Here is a 19,221-nt window from a genome sequence, read left to right as displayed (position 1 = left end):
CATGCTGAAACTGCATGAAAAATCCGGGGATGACACCGTAGCAACGATGGCCGATATCGGCCGTTGTGCCCGCGCTGCCGCCCGACCGCTGGCCATTGCCACGACCGCCGCCAAGAACGCCGCACTCCTCGCCATGGCAGAGGCGATCGTCGCTCGTGAGCAGGACATTCTCGACGCCAACGCCATCGATGTCTCGAACGGCCAGGAATCCGGGCTTTCCGCCTCCTTCATGGATCGGCTGAAGCTCGATCCGGCGCGCATTCGCGCCATGGCCGACGGCATCAGGGAAATCGCCGCGCTGCGCGATCCGGTCGGCGATGTGATGGCGCAATGGGACAGGCCGAACGACCTGCATATCGAGCGTGTGCGCACACCGCTCGGCGTCGTCGGCGTCATCTATGAGAGCCGCCCGAACGTCACCGCCGATGCCGGCGCGCTGTGCCTCAAGGCAGGCAATCCGGTGATCCTGCGTGGCGGCTCGGATTCGCTCAATTCATCAGCCGCCATCCATGCCTGCCTGGTCGAAGGGCTGAAGCAAGCCGGCCTGCCGGAAGACGCCATCCAGCTGGTGCCGACCACCGATCGCGCCGCCGTTGGCGAGATGCTGAAGGGCCTCGGCGGCACGCTGGATGTCATCATCCCGCGCGGCGGCAAAAGCCTCGTCGGGCGCGTGCAGGCTGAGGCACGGGTGCCGGTTTTCGCGCATCTCGAAGGCATCTGCCATCTCTACATCGACCGCTCGGCCGATCTCGACATGGCGGTGCGGATAGCCGTCAACGCCAAGATGCGGCGCACCGGCGTCTGCGGTGCCGCCGAGACGCTGCTGGTCGACCAGGCGGTCGCCTCCACCCATCTGGTGCCGATCCTCGACGCACTGCGCGCGGCGGGTTGCGAAATCCATGCCGATGCCGACGTGCTGAAAGTGTTTTTCGATGCCAAGCCGGCGATCGATGCCGACTGGGTGACTGAATATCTCGACGCCATCATCGCGGTGAAGCTGGTCGACGGCGTTGCCGGTGCCATCGAGCATATCGAGACGTTTTCCTCGCATCACACCGAGGCGATCGTCGCCGAGGACGCGCAAGCCGTCGAAAGATTCTTCAACGAGATCGATTCGGCGATCCTGCTGCACAACGCATCGACGCAGTTCGCCGATGGCGGTGAGTTCGGCATGGGCGCCGAGATCGGCATAGCCACCGGCAAGATGCATGCGCGCGGACCGGTCGGCGTCGAGCAGCTGACCTCGTTCAAATACCGCGTGCGCGGGTCGGGACAGGTGAGGCCTTGAATCTTTTCGTTGTCAGAGCCTGAGGCAATGCTGGCATCTTCCGAACCGGCGGTACCCTCCCGTTACCTGAAGATGCCGCATGCCGAGAAAGGCCTCGCCGTCGGCCTGTTCGGCGGCTCGTTCAATCCGCCGCATGCCGGCCATGCGCTGGTCGCCGAGATCGCGCTCAGGCGCCTGGCGCTCGACCAATTGTGGTGGATGGTCACGCCGGGCAATCCGCTGAAGAACACCAGGGAACTGGCGCCGCTCGGCGAACGGCTGCAGCTGTCGGAGCAGATCGCCAAGAACCCGAAGATCAAGGTCACCGCTTTCGAAGCCGCCCATCACGTCCGCTACACCGCCGACACGCTGGCGCTGGTCAAGGCGCGCAATCCCGGGGTCGACTTCGTCTGGATCATGGGTGCGGATAGTTTGCGCGATTTCCACCGCTGGCAGCGCTGGCGCGAGATCGTCATGACCTTCCCGATCGCCGTCATCGACCGCCCGGGCGCGACGCTGTCGTTCCTGTCCTCCGTCGTCGCCAAGACCTTCGACTATGCCCGCATCGACGAGGGCGATGCGCCGCGGCTTGCCCGCATGAAAGCGCCGGCCTGGACCTTTATCCACGGCCCGCGCTCGTCGCTGTCATCAAGTGCGATCCGCAAGCTGGCGAAGGGGTGAGCCCGACCGCCCGCCCATGTCGCTTTTATCGCTCCCTTTGCCCGTTTCATGGGCAATCCTGAGCAGGCATGTCGATTCCCAGGAAAACCCGCAGCGAAGCCGAGCAGGGCGCCGAGCCCACACCGCTGATCGCGATTGCCAGCGTCATCGTGTCGATGGCACTGATAGCCGTCGGCAACGGGCTGATGTTTGCCTATATCCCGGTTCGGCTCGGCGCCGAGGGTTTCGATCCGACCTGGGCCGGACTTATCATCACCGGACTTTCGGCCGGTGGGCTGGCGGGCTGCATCCTGACCGGACCGCTGGTGCGAAGGGTCGGCCATGCCCGTGCCTTCATGGTGTTGTCGGCGCTGATCGCACTCGCCAACGCCGCCGTCGGCGCCGGGGTCCATCCGCTGCTGTGGATAGCCGCCCGCGCGCTCTACGGCTTTGCCATCTGCGGCCTGTTCATCGTCGCGCAGAGCTGGCTGAACGACGCCGTTGCCAACGCCATCCGTGGCCGGGTCATGGCTTTCTTCTACGTTGCCTATGTCGCCGGGCTTGGCGTCGGCTACGCGACGCTGGCGCTGGTGGATATCAGGACAGCGGATGCGCCGCTGATCGGCATCGCCTTCACGGCGCTATCGATCCTTCCCGTCGGGATGACCCGACTTGCCCAGCCGCCGGCACCGCAGGCGGCCTCGGTGGCGCTGCGCCGCGCCTGGCGGGTTTCACCGGTCGGCGTCGCCGGCATGCTTGCGGTCGGCGGCCTGTCAATGTCGATTGCGGGCTTCGCGCCGATCCACGCCACGGCCAAGGGCTACAGCCAGGCCGATGTGGCGCTGCTGCTTTCGGCGATGCCTCTCGGCACGCTGATCCTGCAGATCCCGCTTGGCTGGATTTCTGATCGAACCGACCGCCGCTATGTGCTGATCGCCGCATCCGCGCTCGCCATGGTCGCCGGCGTATTTGCGCTCGGGTACGATGGCGGCGCGTTGGCCGCGTTGGTTGTGATCTATATCGTGTGGGACGGCGCCTCGGAATCGATCTATTCGCTGGCCAGCGCACATGCCGCCGACCGCGCCGGCAAGGACGACATGGTGGCGCTGTCCAGTTCGCTTTTGTTTGCCTGGTCGCTGTCGGGTTTCGTCGTGCCCGGCATCGTGACGGCGCTGTCGGCCGTCTTCGGAACGCAGGCTTTCATCTATGTGGCTGTTCTCATCGCCGCTGCCTTCTGCCTGTTCGTGCTTTTGCGTGTGTTCACGACGCGTGCGGTCCCGGTCGGTGAAACCGGCAGTTTCGCACCGATGACGGCGCAGGCGCCTTTGCCGGTCGAACTTGCCTTCGCACCGGACGATGAGGGCCGGCACTGAGCCAACCGACTATTGCCGGCGGGCTTCGGGTTGGGGCGCTTCCGGCGGCGGCAGCGGGATCGATATGCCTTCGCTATCGAATTCCTGTTTGGCGCGCTTGGTGAGATCAGTCTGGGTGGCGAAGAAGTCCGCCGACGATGTCCAATAGCGCAAGGCAATCGAAACAGTGCTGTCACCCAATGTCGAGACGAAAGCGATCGGCGCCGGCTCACGTTTCACTCGCCGTTCGGCCGCGGCAGTGGCAAGCAAGGTTTTCTGCGCCCTGTCGATGTCGTTCCAGGAGCCGATGGAGAGTGTGATGTCGCTGCGGCGTACGCCGTTGCGCGAGAAGTTGCGCACCGGCTGGTTCCACAACGTCGAGTTGGGCGCCAGGATGTAGACGCCGTCGGCGGTCCTGAGCTTGGTCGCGAACAGACCGATTTCCTCGATCGTGCCGGCGATCGAACCAACCTCGACGGATTCGCCGATGCGGAACGGCCGCAGCGCCAGAAGCATGATGCCGGCGGCGATGTTCTGCAGCGTGCCCTGCAACGCCAGACCGATGGCGAGGCCAATGGCACCGATCGCGGCAATGATCGAGGCCGTCTGCACGCCGAACTGGCCGAGCACCATGATGGTGACGAGGATCAGGATGGCGTAGCGGACGATCTTGGAGAAGAAATGCCGCAACGTCGCATCGAAACCATGGATATGGCCGAGACCGGCGAAGATCGAACGTTCGGCAAGACCGGCGACGATGTAGCCGACAATCAAGAGGATGACGGCACCGATGGCCGAGAAGGAGTACGAAACAATCAGCGTGCTCAGTTGGGCGAGGCCAGCCTGGACGCTGAGAAAGGCGTTTTGCGGGTCGATCGGCATGGGGGGAATCCGGTTGGTCGGTGAGCCGATAACCCATGCGGGCGGTGAGGGTTCCGATCTTTTCCGGCGTGCAGCGGAACCACAAGAGCGACAATACGTTCGTGCGAGGCAGGGTCCCGTCTTGAAACTGTCAGGGAACTCTGCCTATCTAAGTGGTGTCACCTGCTTCAAGGGGTGATTTGGTTGTTCTTGCTGCGAAAGGAAATACACTGAGAACAGCACTGCGGAAGAAGGCCGATATCATGCCTTCGCCGGCCAGGATCAGCGTAGACGACGCCGTGTCCCGCGCCATCAAGACAGTCCTTGCCAGTCTGGAAGACTCCAAGGCCGAAAACATTGTCTCCATCGACATCCAGGGGAAATCGAGCCTCGGCGACTACATGGTCGTCGCTTCGGGCCGATCGCACCGTCATGTCGCGGCTGTCGCCGATCATCTTCTCAAAGCGATCAAGGATGCCGGTCTCGGCACCGCGCGCGTTGAGGGGCTGTCCGGCGCCGACTGGGTCCTGATCGATTCTGGCGACATCATCGTCCATGTCTTCCGCCCCGAAGTCCGCGAATTCTACAATCTCGAAAAGATGTGGCAGGCGCCGGACCTCGAGGAAGAAACGCTCCACTAAGTCGTTCGCGCGGCTTACAAGGCGAGGATGAAGATATCAGTTCATGCCGTGGGCCGGATGAAAGCCGGCCCCGAAAAGCTGCTTGCCGACCGCTATTTCGAGCGCTTCGCCAAGAGCGGCCCGGCCGTGGGGCTTGAATTTGGCGGCATTGCCGAGATTGCCGAGGGGCGCAGCCAGACCGCCAACGAGCGCCGGCGTGAGGAAGGCCAGAAACTGCAGACGCAGTTGCAGCCCGGCACCGCTTTGATCCTGCTGGACGAACGCGGCAAAAGCTTTTCCTCGGAAGATTTCGCCGGGCGCCTCGGCCTGTTGCGTGACGGTGGCCGCAAGGCGCTGGTCATCGCCATCGGCGGCGCCGACGGTCACGACCAGTCGCTGCGCGACCAGGCCGAACTGGTGATGTCGTTCGGATTGTTGACATGGCCGCATCAGCTGGTGCGCGTGATGCTGGGAGAGCAGCTTTATCGGGCGGCCACCATCCTTTCGGGACATCCTTATCATCGCTCGTAAACCGGTGAATTGGTGCAGTACACCCGGATTTCCGCCCCAATGCCGAGGCAAGATTGCATCGAGTGGGCGGTTTCGAACATGGTTGATTGTTCGTTAACGAAGCCACGCATAGAGTCGGGCTTCAATGTCTGAAGACAGAAAATCAAGAACGGGCTCCTGGCGCGCGCGCTGCGGCATCGCGGTGGCGGTGCTTGTGCTGTCGCTGCATGCGGGGCGGGCGGAAAACACGCTCGACATGGCTCCCGATCCGGATCAGAGCCGGGCCGAATATGAACGGGTCTCGAAGGAGATCACGCTGTCGTCGGAACGATTGGCCAAACTCTCCGCCGATATCGCGACGATCAAGAAGGATCACGCCTCGATCACCGCCGCATTGATCCAGTCGGCGATGACCGAGCAGAAGCTCGGCCAGGACATCGAGGACATCGGCGCCCGGCTGGAAGGACTGAAGGGCCAGGAACAGAAGATCCGCGCCTCGCTGATGGCGCGGCGCGACGTTCTGGCCGAAGTGCTGGGCGCGCTGCAGCGCATGGGCCTCAACCCGCCGCCGGCGATCCTGGTCAAGCCCGAGGACGCGCTGTCGTCGGTGCGCAGCGCCATCCTGCTCGGCGCGGTGGTGCCGGAACTGCGCCAGCAGACCGATAGCCTGCTTGCCGATCTCAAGGAACAGACCAGGATCACGGCGTCGATCGAGGCCGAACGGGCGCGGCTGACGGCGGCGGTCGGCGACCAGACGGCGGAAAAGAAGCGGCTCGGCATGCTGCTGGAGGCCAAGCAGAAGCTCGAAGCCGACACGCAGACGCAAATGGCCGCCGAAAAGCAGCGATCCGAAGCGCTGGCGGCCAAGGCCGGCAGCCTGAAGGAGTTGATCGCGTCGCTCGAAGCGCAGGCCGACAAGAGCCGCAAGGCTGCCGATGCTGCCAAGGCCGCCGAGCAGAAGACGGCAAGCGGCGACAACACATCGGCGCCGGCGGAACTGGCGTCGCTGCCCGTTCCGGAAAGCAACCAACTTGCCGCCGCGGTGCCCTTTTCGGCCCTTCAGGGACAGATCGCGCTGCCGGTGACCGGCCGTATCAAGCGGCGATTCGGCGCCGATGACGGTAACGGCGCGGTGATGCTTGGCGACATGGTTGCGACACAATCGGGAGCCATCGTTACCGCGCCGGCGGATGGAAATGTGCTTTATGCGGGGCCGTTTCGCTCTTATGGTCAACTCTTGATCCTGAACGCAGGCGACGGCTATCATGTCGTTTTGGCGGGGATGAGCAGAATCAGCGTCGCGACCGGTCAATCAGTGCTTGCAGGAGAGCCGATCGGTGCGATGGGAGAGGCCCGGGTGGCGAGCACCTCGGTTTCGAAGAATGGAAATGCCACGCCGGAACTCTATGTCGAGTTCCGCAAGGATGGAAAACCCGTCGATCCGGCCCCATGGTGGGCGGACCGTTTTTCTGGAAGGACGTGAATAATGCGGAAACTGTCGCTTCTGTTTGCCGGTGCGCTGATGGGCGCGTCCGCCATGAGCCTGGTCTATGGCGCGCCCGGCTCGGCGGCGAACGCTGCAGGGTCGGAGACCTACAAGCAACTGGCGATCTTCGGCGATATCTTCGAGCGGGTGCGGGCACAGTATGTGACACCGCCCGACGACAAGTCGCTGGTCGAGAATGCCATCAACGGCATGCTGGCCTCGCTTGACCCGCACTCCTCCTACATGAATGCCGAGCAGGCGCAGGATATGCGCGTCCAGACCAAGGGCGAGTTCGGCGGCCTCGGCATCGAGGTCACCATGGAGAACGATCTGGTCAAGGTGATCACGCCGATCGACGACACGCCGGCCGCCAAGGCAGGCGTGCTGGCCGGCGACTACATCGCCAAGATCGACGGCGAAGAGGTTCGCGGCCTGACCCTCAACGATGCGGTCGACAAGATGCGCGGCCTGGTCAACACGCCGATCAAGCTGACCATCCTGCGCCAGGGCGCCGACAAGCCGATCGAACTGACGGTCGTGCGCGACATCATCAAGGTCAAGGCGGTCAAGTTCCGGGTGGAGAACGACATCGGCTACATGAAGATCACCTCCTTCACCGAAAAGACCTATGACGACCTCGAGAACGCCATCGACACCATCAAGAAGCAGATTCCCGACGACAAGCTGAAGGGCTACGTTCTGGATCTCCGCCTCAATCCAGGTGGCCTGCTCGACCAGGCGGTGAGCGTGTCCGATGCCTTCCTCAACCGCGGCGAGATCGTCTCGACGCGCGGCCGCGACCCCAAGGACGTCACCCGCTTCGACGCCAAGCCCAAGCAGGTCGACGACATCAACGGCAAGCCGATGATCGTCCTGGTCAATGGCGGTTCGGCCAGTGCGTCGGAAATCGTCGCCGGCGCGCTGCAGGACCTGCGCCGTGTCACGGTGGTCGGCACGCAGTCCTTCGGCAAGGGTTCGGTGCAGACCATCATTCCGCTCGGCGAGAATGGTGCGCTGCGGCTGACGACGGCGCTCTATTACACGCCGTCCGGCAAGTCGATCCAGGGCAAGGGCATCACGCCGGACATCAAGGTCGAACAGCCACTGCCGCCGGAACTGCAGGGCAGGGATCTGACACGTGGCGAATCCGATCTCAAGGGCCATATCAAGGGCGCCGACGAGAGCACGACGGGTTCGGGCTCGGCGGCCTATGTGCCGCCGGATCCGAAAGACGATCTGCAGCTCATCTATGCCGAGCAGCTGCTGCGTGGCCAGAAGACCGATCCGTCCTTCCCGCCCAATCCGCAAAAGGCGGTTCTCAACCAGTAAGGATCTGGAGCGGCGCACGCGCCGCCCCATCTTTCTGTTTGAGCCAGATGGAAGCAATGCGATGCTGCCGGGACCGAAAGGTTCCGGCAGTTTGATTCGGGGAGCGAGGCAAAGCTCCCAAGACATGGCGCGGGGTGCGCCGGAATTGATGAATTCGCGCATGTCTTTTCGAAGCGGCTTCGTCTTCGGAGCCATGTGCCCGGGGATTAGGCTTGGCTGATATCGGCAAGGACATCGAACGCCCGCTCGGACAGGCAGTCCGGTCGCCGCGCGCCGCCGGCAAGATCAGCGGCGGTGCGATCATGGCGACAGTGGCCGTGCTGGCGGTGGCCGGCGTCTCCGGCGCGATCGCGCTCAGGGAAAAACCGTTTAGAAAGCCGCAAGAGGTTGCCGTTTCAACGCCGAAAGTGACCGCGGCGGCCGAGCCTGCCGCCGCGCCGCCTGCATTGGCCCCGGCGGCACCGAAGCCGGAGGCGCCGGTCAAATCAGGCGGGCCGCAGATTATCCATGTGCAGACGGAGGAGGGCGATGGGCCGCCCAAGGCAGCGATCGTCATTCGCGATCCGTCGACCATCGGTCAGAACCTGAAGATCGCGCATATTCCCGACAAGGCGCTGATCGAGACCAGCGAGACCGGACCGTTGCCGGTGCGCGCCACGGATGGCAGGCGGCCGTTCGACGTCTATGCGCGGCCCTGGTCGGGCGGGCGCGGCGCACGGGTGGCGATCGTCATCGGCGGGCTTTCGGTTTCGCAGACCGGCACCCAGGCGGCCATCGCCAAGCTGCCGGCGGAAGTGACGCTGGCTTTCGCGCCGCAAGGCAACAGCATCGGCCGGTGGATGCAGGCAGCCAGGCAGAGCGGCCACGAGATCGTCATGCAGGTGCCGCTCGAACCGTTCGATTATCCGAAGGTAAATCCGGGCCGCAACACGCTGACGGTGGCGGCGAGCGCGGATGAGAACCTGAAGAGCCTGCACTGGGCGCTGTCGCGGACGACCAATTATACCGGCGTCATGAACTATATGGGCGCCCGCTTTTCCGCCGATGCCGCGGCGATGGAGCCGTTCATCGCCGAGCTCGGCAAACGCGGCCTCGCCTATATCGATGACGGCTCGTCGGCGCGCAGCCTGGCGCCGGACCTGGCGCTGAAGGATGGCGTGCCCTTCGTCGCCGGCGACATGGCGATCGATGCCGTGCAGGATCGCGGCGAAATCCTGAAGAAGCTAGACAGCCTGGAGGCGACCGCGCGGGCCAAAGGCACTGCCGTCGGCATCGGTTCGGCCTTCGACTTGACGGTCGATACCGTGTCGTCCTGGGTGGTCGAGGCCAAGAAGCGCGGCATAGAGATCGTGCCGATTTCAGCGGTGGCTATAGATCCGCAAAAAGGCTAGCCATCGTAAGACGGCTGGAAAGACTGACTGATGCCAAAGACGAACAAGATCGACCGCGAAACGCTGCCTTACCGTCCATGTGTCGGGCTGATGATCCTCAATGCCGAGGGCCTTGTCTGGGTCGGGCACCGGATTGCCGAACCGGACAGCGAATTTGCCGGCACGACGCAGCTCTGGCAGATGCCGCAGGGCGGCATCGACGAGGGCGAGGAGCCATTGCAGGCGGCCGAGCGCGAGCTCTATGAGGAGACCGGCATGCGAGGCGTCTCGCTGCTGGCCGAGGCGCCGGACTGGATCAACTATGATTTGCCGGACCATCTCGTCGGCATCGCCTTCAAGGGCCGGTATCGCGGCCAGACGCAGAAATGGTTCGCCTTTCGCTTCCACGGCGATGTCAGCGAGATCCAGATCAACCCGCCGCCGGGTGGCCACACCGCAGAGTTCGACAAATGGGCATGGCGGCCTATGCAGGACCTTCCCGACCTGATCGTGCCGTTCAAGCGCCATGTCTATGAGGATGTGGTGACGGCATTCCGGCATCTGGTGCAATAGCCGCTATACAACAACCGCGGTTGCCGCGCCGGCCCGGCGGTCCTATTGATGTATCCACTAGCACGCGAAGGGTCGCCATGAACGACGCCCCCCAAAAGTCGCCCCCAGAAGAGGTCACCGCCACAAGCGAAGTGGCGGCTGGGGCCATCCTCACCATCGATCTCGGTGCAATCCGTGAAAACTACCGGCGGCTGAAGGCGCGGTTGGGCGATGTTGCCTGCGCTGGGGTGCTCAAGGCGGACGGCTACGGCGTGGGCGCCGGCCAGGTCGCGGCGGCGCTGCTGCGCGACGGCTGCGATATCTTCTTCGTTGCGCTTCTGGGCGAAGGCGTCGCCCTGCGCCACTCGCTTGGGCCGGGCCCTGCCATTTTCGTGTTGAACGGCATTCCGCCCGGTGCCGAGCCGGACGCCGTGGCAGCAAACCTTTGCGCTGTTATCAACAGCCCCGAGCAACTGGCGGCTTGGCGTGTGACGGCTCGCCGCGCCGGCCGAAAACTGCAGGCCGCGATCCAGGTCGACAGCGGCATGTCGCGGCTCGGCATGGCGCCTCGGGATGTGGATCGCATCGCCGCCGACCCGCAGGCCTTCGACGGCATCGACATCCGTTACGTGATGAGCCATCTGGCCTGCGCCGACGAGCCGGAGCATCCGGCCAATGAGAAGCAGCGGCTGGCGTTCGAGCGGCTGCGCAAGATGCTGCCGGAGGCGCCGGCATCGCTGACCAATTCCTCCGGCATCTTTCTTGGGGAGCGCTTTCACTACGATCTCGCCCGCCCCGGTGCCGCGCTCTACGGCATCAATCCGACGCCGGCAAAGTCCAATCCGATGCTGCCGGTGGTGCGGCTGCAGGCAAAGGTGGCACAGACGCGCAGCGTCGAAAAAGGCGCCGGCGTCGGCTATGGCCACACCTATCATGCGCAAGGCCCGCTCAGGCTGGCGACGATTTCGTTCGGCTACGCGGATGGCTGGCAACGCCGCGCCGCGTCCGCCGCCTGGTTCGAGGGCGTGCGGCTGCCTTTCCTCGGGCGGGTGTCGATGGATTCGATCATTCTCGACATTTCCGCCCTGCCGGTCGGCAGGCTGCGCGAGGGTGATCTCGTCGAACTGCTCGGTCCCTCGCAAAGCGTCGATGACGCCGCCGGCCATGCCGGCACCATCGGCTACGAGATCCTGACCAGCCTCGGCCCGCGCTTCCATCGGCGCTATGTCGGCGGTTGAGCGGTTTGGCCGCGCTTGACAAGCGGACGCCTGTCGGCAAGGCTCCGGGCATGAGCAACCTCGCTTATATCAGAACCTTGTTCCGGGTCTGCCCGATCGCGGGATCGTAGCCCCGGCGCGGCCGCCTTTTGGCGTCCGTCCGAACCGGGGCATTTCTACCTGACATCATCATTCCCGAGCCAGACAGCTTCGCGGCTGCCGGCTTTCATCAAGCCACCGTTTGTGCGGCGGCAGGCGCGCGTCTGTTGGATGCGCCAAGTCATGAGGTTTGCCATGCAACATGCAACAGGATTGCGTCCACCGAGCCGGCTTCTGGTCAGCGATGCCGACCACCACCGGCTGACGGGCCTGGCGCGGGCGTCGCTCGACCGCGTGCCCGAGACGGCCGAAGAACTGCTTTCGGAGATGGACCGTGCCTTCGTGACGGCAGCGGCTTCCATGCCGGCCAACGTGGTGCGGATGGGTTCGACGGTGACAATCCGCAACGATGGCGGCCACACCCAGCGCATCACGCTGGTCTATCCCGGCGAAGCAGACATCAGTGAAAACAGGATCTCGGTGCTGACGCCGATGGGGACGGCGCTTATCGGCGCGTCGATCGGGCAGACAGTGTGCTGGAGCAGCCGTGGCGGCCGGGAACTGTCGGCGACCATCGAAGCGGTCGATGCGCCGGCCTGCGGGCGGGAAGGGTCCTGAGCATGGAGACGGCGATGACAGGCGCGAATTTCCGGCTGACGACGAAGGACTTCGCCGTCCTCGAGATCATGTTGGAGCGTTGGCGGGCTTTCGCGGATCCGATTGTTCCAATGCTTGAAGAGAAGCTTTCCAAAGCCGAGGTCGTCGCGATCGATTCGGTCGGATCCGATATCGTGACGCTGAACAGCAGGCTGGTGTTTCGTGTCGATGCCGGCCCTGCCGAGACCCGAACTCTGGTGCAGAATGAGGTGCACGGTCCGGTCGGCTCCAGCCTGTCGATCATGACAAGGCGGGGGCTTTGCATGCTCGGCATGGCCGAGGGTCAGACTGCATGGATCGAACAGGCCGACGGCAGGCGGGAGTCGGTCCTGATCGCGACCGTGCTCTACCAGCCGGAGGCCGCGCGGCGTGCCGTCAGGGAGAAATCCCGAGACGAGGCGCGACGGCCGCATGGGCTCACCCTCGTCTACAGCGCCGCAGCCGATTGGCGGCCCCTTGGCGAAAGGGCCGGAATGCGGCAGACAGGGGATGACGACCCCGGTCCCACGGCGGCGTGAACAGGCAACACTGCATGATCCCGAAAGTCGGCATCGATTTTCGCTGGGGATCGTGCGCAAATCGGAAATACGGCCGCGTCCAGGCGTCCTCAAGGGCGTGCGGCGCGGCAAGGAGTGAACGATGAAGATCATGGTGCTGGGCGGCGGCGTCATCGGAGTGACCACGGCGTACTTTCTTGCCGAGGCCGGCCACGAGGTGACGGTTCTCGATCGCCAGAAAGGCCCGGCGCTGGAAACCAGCTTCGCCAATGCCGGCGAGATTTCGCCCGGCTACGCCTCGCCCTGGGCCGGACCCGGCATTCCGCTGAAGGCGATCAAATGGCTGCTGATGAAGCATGGCCCGCTGGTGGTGCGGCCGGCCTTCGACCCGCATATGTGGACATGGCTGATCAAGATGCTGCGCAACTGCACCGCCGAGCGCTATGCGATCAACAAGGCGCGCATGGTGCCGCTCGCCGAATACAGCCGCGACACGCTGAAGGCGCTACGCGAAGCGACCGGCATCGCCTATGACGAGCGCACCCAGGGCACGCTGCAGCTGTTCCGGACGCAAAAGCAGCTTGACGGCACCGGCGGAGATGTCGAGGTGCTGAAGAAGTATGGCGTGCCTTACGAGACCCTCGACCAGGACGGCTGCATCGCGGCTGAGCCTGGCCTTGCCGGGGTGCGCGAAAAGTTCGTCGGCGGCCTCAGGCTGCCGCACGACGAGACCGGCGACTGCAAGATGTTCACCGACAGGCTGGCCGAACTCTGTGTGGCCCGTGGCGTCAAGTTCGAGTACGACGTGACGATCTGGCGCGTCATCCGCAGCCGCAACCGCATCGCCAATCTCAGCACCAGCAAGGGCTGGAAAACCGCCGACGCCTATGTGATGGCGCTGGGCAGTTATTCGGCAGGTTTCATGCGCCGGGTGAAGCGGCCGATCCCGGTCTATCCGGTCAAGGGCTATTCGATCACCGTGCCGATCAAGGACGCCGCCGCGGCACCGGTGTCGACGGTGATGGACGAGACCTACAAGGTGGCGATCACCCGGCTCGGCGACCGCATCCGGGTTGGTGGTACGGCCGAGATTTCCGGCTTCGACCTCAGGCTGCACGAATCGCGGCGGCGCACGCTGGAACACTCGGTTGGCGATCTCTTTCCGGGCGCCGGCGCCATGCGGGACGCGACGTTCTGGTGCGGGCTGCGGCCGATGACGCCGGATGGTCCGCCGCTGATCGGCCGCACCGAGCTTTCCAATCTCTATCTCAACACCGGCCACGGCACGCTCGGCTGGACCATGGCTTGTGGCTCGGGCAAGGTTCTGGCCGACATCATCTCCAGCCGGGTGCCTGACATCGACGTTCGCGACCTCGCGCAGGAGCGCTATCTACGGTAGAGGGTCAGAATGCCTGCCGGACCCAGTCCTCGTCGAACAGCAGCCGATAGGCCCATGGGATCGTCACATTGGTGGCGACCGGATTGGAGTGGGCGACATAGTCGTCATAGATCGGCTTCATCCTGGTGTAGAAGGCCGGATCGAGCACCATCATGCCGTTCTCACTGTCGTGGAAGAAGCTGCGGTTGTTGAGATTGACCGACGAGATGGCGACCAACCTTTCGTCGATCATCATGATCTTGGAATGCAGCACCACGTCAGGCGCCTTGAATTCGCGGATGTTGATGCGGTCGCCATATTTCTCGACGAACAGCTTGTTGAGCGCGGTGAGAAACTTGCCGCCGATATCGCCCTTGAGATCGATGCGGCCGACAATGTCGATCCTGACGCCGCGGGCGAGCGCCCGGTCAACAGCCTGGGCAAGCTTGGGCGTCAGGTTGAGGTAGGGATTGACGATCTGGATATGGTGCTGGGCAGCGTCGACCAGTTCGACGAAATAGTCCTCCAGCGCATGGCCGTCCTCGTAGGGCACCGAAATGAAGTGTCGTGCCGTGCCTGACGGGCGGGCGCCGTCGGACCGGACCGGAATGGAGAAGGGGCGCGCCAGATTGGTGTCGGCGTCGCGCAGCCACACTGTCGAAAGATGCGCAGCCAGCATTTCGACCGTGGCCGGATCGGCGAACTCGATGTCGAAGTCGCTCCAGTTCGAATAGTAGTTCAGCGAGAGCCCGTCGGTCTTGCCGTATTGCTCAAGGTCTGGATAGCGCGACAGATCGATCGGCTGGTGGAACAGGAAGCCGTCATGGATGTTGCGGCCGCCGATGATGGCGCGCGACCGCCGTGGATCGTCGGCAAGCGTCGCCAGCATCTTGACGTGATGGACCTTGTGCAGTTGTGAAATCTGCTCGTCGATCGGCGCACCATGGTCCGCCCGCCAGCGATATTCCTGCAATTGGACATTGGGGAATTCGGCCGCCAGCCGATGCAGCAGGGCGTCGTCCTTGTCGCGCTCCAGCACGTCGGTGACCAGGATGCGCACCTTGGTGCCGAGGGCTGCATGGTGGCGGATCAGCCGTTCGATGATGCGGCCGGAGAAGTCGGCCTTGAACTCCAGCGACGACAGGTAGATCAGCTTCAGCCTTGGCGCCCTGGAGAAGTCGAGCGGCAGCTCCGGGTCGCCCTTGTCGATGGCGCTGTCGGACAGCGGCGCCCCTATCAGCGCCTCGACCTTGGCGTTGAAGCCATCGCGCGATTTGCGCAGCAGGCGCGGCTTTCCGATCGGCAAGGCGCAGGTCTGCGACAGCCAGCGGCTGGCATAGAAGGCGCGGCTGAGCGCATCGAGGCCGGTGGGGTTAGGCGTCGTGCAACGCTCGTAGCGACTGTCGAAGGCGGCGAGAGCCGGATCGGCGGCCTCTTCGCGCCGAATGGTGAGCGGCGCGCCGGCCGGGGCAAGGCTGGAGCGGATCCTTGCGGTGCAGCGGTTCAGGCCGTCACTCGGAAACAGGCTGACCGTGTCGTCCTCGCCGGACAGGCGAAAACGGAATGCCGTGCCCATGGCGATGGTGCGTGAACCGCCGCCGGCACGGATCGCCAGCGTGCCGTCGCAGATGCCCTCGATGTCGGCCGGTTGCTTGCCGGCCTGGCGCAGCACGACCTCGACGCTGCGCGCCTGCAGGCCGGAGAAATCGAAGATCCTGGGCGCCGAGGGCCGCGCAGCCGCATCGATGTAGAGTGTCTGCCGCGACACCCGCCAGCGTCCGTCGAAATGAGCCTCGCCGCTGTTGGCGCCGGCCGGCGGCAGATGCGTTTCGGCAACCGGCCCGGCCAGTTGCTGCAGTGTCCGGTAGGTCGCCTGGAAATCGCTGTTGCGGATCTCATGGCGGTCGTGACCGAAAGGGCCGGTGCCGTTGGCGCGGTCCATGGCGCCGAGCTGGTGATGGGCGAGCAGCGCCAGGAACCGTTTTTCGTAGTCGTTCGTACCGGCGTCACCGAAAAACTGCGCGGTGGCGATCCGCGGCCCAGCTGTCTCGGCGGAGAGCGCGGGTCGCGCGCAAGCGCTCTGGCCTTGCAGGAGATCGCAGGCATTGCGGCCAGCGCCGGCACAGCCGGCAATGACAGCCAGCCCGAACAGAACGATGGCGATGGATGCGCGACCCTTCACCCGGGCGCTCCGGCCTTCAGGGCGCTCAATTGCGCGGGATCGCGCGGCGGCATGAAGCCCTGCGGGAAGACCTTGCAGACGGGAATGGCGAAGGTGGCGATCAACAGTTCGGCCTCGCCGCGCATTTTGCGTGGCGTTGTCTTGTCGTCGCGGATCGCTTTCGCCGAGGCGACCAGGGTGCCGTCGCAGTCGCAATGGTTGTGGCGGGCGATATAGCAGGCATCATGCGTCTGGCAGACCGCGTCGAGGCGGTCGGCCGGCCGGGCCGATAGATCGCCGGTGCGGGTGCCAGGGCCGCAATAATTGCCCAGGACGAAAGGCGAAGGCCGCGCCATGGCGTAGCGGATCGGCTTGGGCAGCTCGGCCTCCGGGACCTTCGTCCACGGGTTGGCGCAAGCGGAAACGAAAAGCAGCGGCAGGATGGCAAGAACGGCTCGCATGTCTATCCGCGCCAGCTTTCTAAGGGATCGTCTCTACGCGGCGGCTGCACGCCTGATGCCATTCTGGCCGGTTTTGTGGCAAGGAAAAGGCGGCACGGCTAAACAAATAGGCTCCGCTCCCGCTCCACCATCTTGGTGATGAAGCTGGCGACGATCTGGACGCGGCGCAGCGGCCTGACCGATTCGTGATAGACCAGCCAGTAGGCACGGCGGATCGGCGCGACCACATCGACGGATACCAATTCCGGCATCGAGCGGGCGACGAAGGTGTGCAGGATGCCGATGCCGGCGCCCGAGCGCACCGCCTCGGCCTGGCCGAGTGCGGAGGAGATGGCGAAACTGGTGCGCCAGTCGGCGCTGAATTCGCCCGCATAGTCGAGCGAGGGACTGACGATGAGGTCGGGTACGTAGCCGATCAGCGTGTGCTGGCCGAGCTCGGCGGCGGTTTTGGGCAAGCCATGCGCTTCAGCATAAGCGCACGAGGCAAACAGGCCGAGCGAGTAGTCGACCAGCTTTCCCGCCACCAGCCGGCCTTCTGTCGGCCGCTCGACGGTGATGGCGATGTCCGCCTCGCGGCGCGACAAGGAAAAGGAGCGCGGCACCGGCACAAGCTGGATCGTCAGCTCGCGGTGCAGGGCGGTCAGTTCGCCGAGGCGCTTGGCCAGGAAGGCGACACCAAAACCATCAGGCGCGCCGATGCGCACCGTGCCGGAAACGTCGTCGCCTTCGCCTGAAATGGTCGAGCGCGCGGCGATCATGTCGCCCTCCATGCGCTCGGCAATGTCGAGAAAACGCTCGCCGGCGGGCGTCAGCTCGCTGCCGGTGGTCAAGCGGCGAAACAGCTTTGTCCGCAGCGCTTCCTCGAGTGCGGCGATGCGGCGTGAGACGGTGGCGTGGTTGAGCTCCAGCCGTTTGGCGGCGCCAAGGATCTGGCCTGCGCGCGCCACGGCGAGGAAGATGCGGACGTCATCCCAGTTCATGGGGAGGGTCCAGATGACAATTATCGACGCTGCGTTCTGTGGTGGAACTCAATCTCTCAATCCGCACGGCAGCAATTGCATCCCACCATTTGCGGGAATTGATGCTCGCTCGTCAATCGTTATCTATTCTCCGCACAACGGTTGCGTTCTCACTCGCGTTGCCATCCGCCGGCCAAAGGCGGACAATGCAGCATCACAAACAGGGAGAGAAATCATGATTGACTATGGTCATTTCATTGGCGGCAAGCATGTCGCCGGGACCAGCGGCCGCAAGCAGGATGTCATGCAGCCGATGGACGGCTCCGTGCGCGGCACGGTGGCGTTGGCCTCGCAGGCGGAACTGCGCGCGGCGGTCGAGAATGCCAAGGCAGCGCAGCCGAAATGGGCCGCGACCAACCCGCAGCGCCGCGTACGCGTGCTGATGAAGTTTCTCGAACTGGTCGCGCGCGACTATGACGAACTGGCCGACATCCTGGCGCGCGAGCACGGCAAGACGATCGCCGACGCCAAGGGCGACATCCAGCGCGGCCTCGAAGTGGTCGAGGTCTGCATCGGCGCACCGCACATGATGAAGGGCGAATTCACCGACGGCGCCGGCCCCGGCATCGACGTCTATTCGATGCGCCAGCCGCTCGGCGTCGTCGCCGGCATCACGCCGTTCAACTTCCCGGCGATGATCCCGCTGTGGAAGATCGCGCCGGCCATCGCCTGCGGCAACGCCTTCATCCTGAAACCGTCGGAACGCGATCCCGGCGTGCCGATGCGTATCGCCGAACTGTTCCTCGAAGCCGGCCTGCCGGCAGGCATCCTCAACGTCGTCAATGGCGACAAGGACGTGGTCGACGCCATCCTCGACGATCCCGATATCAAGGCCATCGGCTTTGTCGGCTCGACGCCGATCGCCCATTACATCTATTCGCGCGGCACGGCCGCCGGCAAACGCGTGCAGTGCTTCGGCGGTGCCAAGAACCACATGATCATCATGCCCGATGCCGACATGGACCAGACCGTCGATGCGCTGATCGGTGCCGGCTACGGCTCGGCCGGCGAGCGCTGCATGGCGATCTCGGTCGCCGTCCCGGTCGGCAACGATACCGCCAACCGGCTGATGGAAAAGCTGATCCCGCGCGTCGAGAGCCTGAAGGTCGGTCCTTCGACGGACTCTTCCGCCGATTTCGGCCCGCTGGTGACGGCGCAGGCATTGGAACGGGTCAAGGGCTACGTGGATACCGGCGTCAAGGAAGGCGCCAAGCTGGTCGTCGACGGCCGCGGCTTCTCCATGCAGGGCTATGAAGACGGCTACTATATGGGTGGCTGCCTGTTCGACAACGTGACCGCGGACATGCGTATCTACAAGGAAGAGATCTTTGGGCCGGTGCTCTCTGTTGTGCGCGCCCCGACCTATGAGAGCGCGATCAAGCTCGCCAACGATCACGAGATGGGCAATGGCGTCGCCATCTTCACCCGTGACGGCGATGCCGCGCGCGACTTTGCAAGCCGTGTCCAGGTCGGCATGGTGGGCGTCAACGTGCCGATCCCGGTGCCGATCGCCTATTACACGTTCGGCGGCTGGAAGGCATCTTCGTTCGGCGATCTCAACCAGCACGGCCCGGACGCGTTCCGCTTCTACACCAAGACCAAGACGGTGACCTCGCGCTGGCCGTCCGGCATCAAGGATGGTGCCGAATTCGTCATCCCGACGATGAATTGACCGGACAACAAATTGATTTGGATTAAGGCCCGGGCGCTCGCGCCCGGGCGTTT

At 64.3% G+C, this 19,221-nt stretch carries 18 protein-coding genes; 14 read left to right on the top strand and 4 right to left on the bottom strand.

The features are described from left to right. Position 1: 1 nt before the first annotated feature. The 3 genes from NP503_RS20690 (at position 2) to NP503_RS20680 (ending at position 3,300) form a co-directional block, all read left to right on the top strand. On the top strand, positions 2-1,288 hold the full coding sequence (locus tag NP503_RS20690; protein WP_127266816.1) for a glutamate-5-semialdehyde dehydrogenase: 1,287 nt from the start codon (positions 2-4) through the stop codon (positions 1,286-1,288). 72 nt (positions 1,289-1,360) lie between these two features. Then, positions 1,361-1,948: a nicotinate-nucleotide adenylyltransferase gene (locus tag NP503_RS20685; RefSeq protein ID WP_013529070.1), complete on the top strand. Its 588-nt coding sequence runs from the start codon at positions 1,361-1,363 to the stop codon at positions 1,946-1,948. Positions 1,949-2,016: 68 nt separating this feature from the next. Next, on the top strand, positions 2,017-3,300 hold the full coding sequence (locus tag NP503_RS20680; protein ID WP_127267096.1) for an MFS transporter: 1,284 nt from the start codon (positions 2,017-2,019) through the stop codon (positions 3,298-3,300). Between the two features lie 9 nt (positions 3,301-3,309). Here the strand turns inward: NP503_RS20680 and NP503_RS20675 are convergent, their stop codons facing one another. Next, complete coding sequence (locus tag NP503_RS20675) at positions 3,310-4,161, bottom strand: mechanosensitive ion channel family protein (protein WP_127267095.1); 852 nt, start codon at positions 4,159-4,161, stop codon at positions 3,310-3,312. Positions 4,162-4,403: 242 nt separating this feature from the next. Between NP503_RS20675 and rsfS the strand changes: the two genes are divergently transcribed. From rsfS to NP503_RS20625, 10 genes are all read left to right on the top strand, one after another. Beyond that, positions 4,404-4,781 carry a ribosome silencing factor gene (gene rsfS / locus NP503_RS20670; protein ID WP_013529073.1) on the top strand — a complete coding sequence of 126 codons (378 nt, stop codon included), beginning with the start codon at positions 4,404-4,406 and terminating at the stop codon, positions 4,779-4,781. A gap of 27 nt (positions 4,782-4,808) precedes the next feature. Then, positions 4,809-5,291: a 23S rRNA (pseudouridine(1915)-N(3))-methyltransferase RlmH gene (rlmH, locus tag NP503_RS20665; protein WP_127267094.1), complete on the top strand. Its 483-nt coding sequence runs from the start codon at positions 4,809-4,811 to the stop codon at positions 5,289-5,291. A 124-nt stretch (positions 5,292-5,415) separates the two neighbouring features. Further along, positions 5,416-6,753 carry a murein hydrolase activator EnvC gene (locus NP503_RS20660; RefSeq protein WP_127267093.1) on the top strand — a complete coding sequence of 446 codons (1,338 nt, stop codon included), beginning with the start codon at positions 5,416-5,418 and terminating at the stop codon, positions 6,751-6,753. Continuing rightward, the gene (locus NP503_RS20655) at positions 6,754-8,085 is read left to right on the top strand and encodes a S41 family peptidase (protein WP_024502881.1); all 1,332 of its coding nucleotides are present in this window, start codon (positions 6,754-6,756) and stop codon (positions 8,083-8,085) included. It begins immediately after the preceding gene. 212 nt (positions 8,086-8,297) lie between these two features. Next, positions 8,298-9,476: a divergent polysaccharide deacetylase family protein gene (locus tag NP503_RS20650; RefSeq protein WP_127267092.1), complete on the top strand. Its 1,179-nt coding sequence runs from the start codon at positions 8,298-8,300 to the stop codon at positions 9,474-9,476. 30 nt (positions 9,477-9,506) lie between these two features. Then, positions 9,507-10,028: an RNA pyrophosphohydrolase gene (locus tag NP503_RS20645; RefSeq protein WP_127267091.1), complete on the top strand. Its 522-nt coding sequence runs from the start codon at positions 9,507-9,509 to the stop codon at positions 10,026-10,028. Positions 10,029-10,105: 77 nt separating this feature from the next. Continuing rightward, positions 10,106-11,245, top strand: coding sequence for an alanine racemase (alr, locus tag NP503_RS20640; RefSeq protein ID WP_127267090.1), 1,140 nt, complete (start codon positions 10,106-10,108; stop codon positions 11,243-11,245). A gap of 273 nt (positions 11,246-11,518) precedes the next feature. Continuing rightward, positions 11,519-11,941, top strand: a complete 423-nt coding sequence (gene rnk / locus NP503_RS20635; protein WP_127267089.1) for a nucleoside diphosphate kinase regulator — start codon at positions 11,519-11,521, stop codon at positions 11,939-11,941. A gap of 14 nt (positions 11,942-11,955) precedes the next feature. Beyond that, positions 11,956-12,498, top strand: a complete 543-nt coding sequence (locus NP503_RS20630) for a nucleoside-diphosphate kinase (RefSeq protein WP_236383239.1) — start codon at positions 11,956-11,958, stop codon at positions 12,496-12,498. A gap of 121 nt (positions 12,499-12,619) precedes the next feature. Beyond that, entirely contained in the window at positions 12,620-13,876 is a 1,257-nt protein-coding gene (locus NP503_RS20625) for a D-amino acid dehydrogenase (RefSeq protein WP_127267087.1), read from the top strand. Positions 13,877-13,880: 4 nt separating this feature from the next. Here the strand turns inward: NP503_RS20625 and NP503_RS20620 are convergent, their stop codons facing one another. The 3 genes from NP503_RS20620 to NP503_RS20610 form a co-directional block, all read right to left on the bottom strand. Next, the gene (locus NP503_RS20620) at positions 13,881-16,037 is read right to left on the bottom strand and encodes a phosphatidylserine/phosphatidylglycerophosphate/cardiolipin synthase family protein (RefSeq protein ID WP_127270379.1); all 2,157 of its coding nucleotides are present in this window, start codon (positions 16,035-16,037) and stop codon (positions 13,881-13,883) included. After that, positions 16,034-16,477 (bottom strand): hypothetical protein, encoded by a 444-nt coding sequence (locus tag NP503_RS20615; RefSeq protein WP_127268689.1) that lies wholly within the window; start codon positions 16,475-16,477, stop codon positions 16,034-16,036. The genes NP503_RS20620 and NP503_RS20615 overlap by 4 nt, the downstream gene beginning before the upstream one ends. A 98-nt stretch (positions 16,478-16,575) precedes the next feature. Continuing rightward, the gene (locus tag NP503_RS20610; protein WP_127268690.1) at positions 16,576-17,457 is read right to left on the bottom strand and encodes a LysR family transcriptional regulator; all 882 of its coding nucleotides are present in this window, start codon (positions 17,455-17,457) and stop codon (positions 16,576-16,578) included. Between the two features lie 214 nt (positions 17,458-17,671). Here NP503_RS20610 and NP503_RS20605 point away from each other — a divergent pair, with 214 nt between their 5' ends. After that, complete coding sequence (locus NP503_RS20605; protein WP_127268691.1) at positions 17,672-19,168, top strand: CoA-acylating methylmalonate-semialdehyde dehydrogenase; 1,497 nt, start codon at positions 17,672-17,674, stop codon at positions 19,166-19,168. The last annotated feature ends 53 nt before the right edge of the window (positions 19,169-19,221 follow it).

Origin of the sequence: Mesorhizobium sp. SEMIA396 (assembly GCF_024518615.1) — a bacterium.
Taxonomy (GTDB): Bacteria; Pseudomonadota; Alphaproteobacteria; order Rhizobiales; family Rhizobiaceae; genus Mesorhizobium.
The sequence above is the reverse complement of the archived record's forward strand: the minus strand, read 5'-3'. Positions and strand labels throughout refer to the sequence as shown.

Excerpts from the sequence above, each read along its gene's own strand:
- NP503_RS20645 (WP_127267091.1), top strand. The coding sequence starts at position 9,507 with ATGCCAAAGACGAACAAGATCGACCGCGAAACGCTGCCTTACCGTCCA.
- NP503_RS20630 (WP_236383239.1), top strand. The coding sequence starts at position 11,956 with ATGACAGGCGCGAATTTCCGGCTGACGACGAAGGACTTCGCCGTCCTC.
- NP503_RS20680 (WP_127267096.1), top strand. The coding sequence starts at position 2,017 with ATGTCGATTCCCAGGAAAACCCGCAGCGAAGCCGAGCAGGGCGCCGAG.
- NP503_RS20615 (WP_127268689.1), bottom strand. The coding sequence starts at position 16,477 with ATGCGAGCCGTTCTTGCCATCCTGCCGCTGCTTTTCGTTTCCGCTTGC.
- NP503_RS20605 (WP_127268691.1), top strand. The coding sequence starts at position 17,672 with ATGATTGACTATGGTCATTTCATTGGCGGCAAGCATGTCGCCGGGACC.
- rnk (WP_127267089.1), top strand. The coding sequence starts at position 11,519 with ATGCAACATGCAACAGGATTGCGTCCACCGAGCCGGCTTCTGGTCAGC.
- NP503_RS20610 (WP_127268690.1), bottom strand. The coding sequence starts at position 17,457 with ATGAACTGGGATGACGTCCGCATCTTCCTCGCCGTGGCGCGCGCAGGC.
- NP503_RS20660 (WP_127267093.1), top strand. The coding sequence starts at position 5,416 with ATGTCTGAAGACAGAAAATCAAGAACGGGCTCCTGGCGCGCGCGCTGC.
- NP503_RS20675 (WP_127267095.1), bottom strand. The coding sequence starts at position 4,161 with ATGCCGATCGACCCGCAAAACGCCTTTCTCAGCGTCCAGGCTGGCCTC.
- NP503_RS20685 (WP_013529070.1), top strand. The coding sequence starts at position 1,361 with ATGCCGCATGCCGAGAAAGGCCTCGCCGTCGGCCTGTTCGGCGGCTCG.
- NP503_RS20625 (WP_127267087.1), top strand. The coding sequence starts at position 12,620 with ATGAAGATCATGGTGCTGGGCGGCGGCGTCATCGGAGTGACCACGGCG.
- rlmH (WP_127267094.1), top strand. The coding sequence starts at position 4,809 with ATGAAGATATCAGTTCATGCCGTGGGCCGGATGAAAGCCGGCCCCGAA.
- rsfS (WP_013529073.1), top strand. The coding sequence starts at position 4,404 with ATGCCTTCGCCGGCCAGGATCAGCGTAGACGACGCCGTGTCCCGCGCC.
- NP503_RS20690 (WP_127266816.1), top strand. The coding sequence starts at position 2 with ATGCTGAAACTGCATGAAAAATCCGGGGATGACACCGTAGCAACGATG.
- alr (WP_127267090.1), top strand. The coding sequence starts at position 10,106 with ATGAACGACGCCCCCCAAAAGTCGCCCCCAGAAGAGGTCACCGCCACA.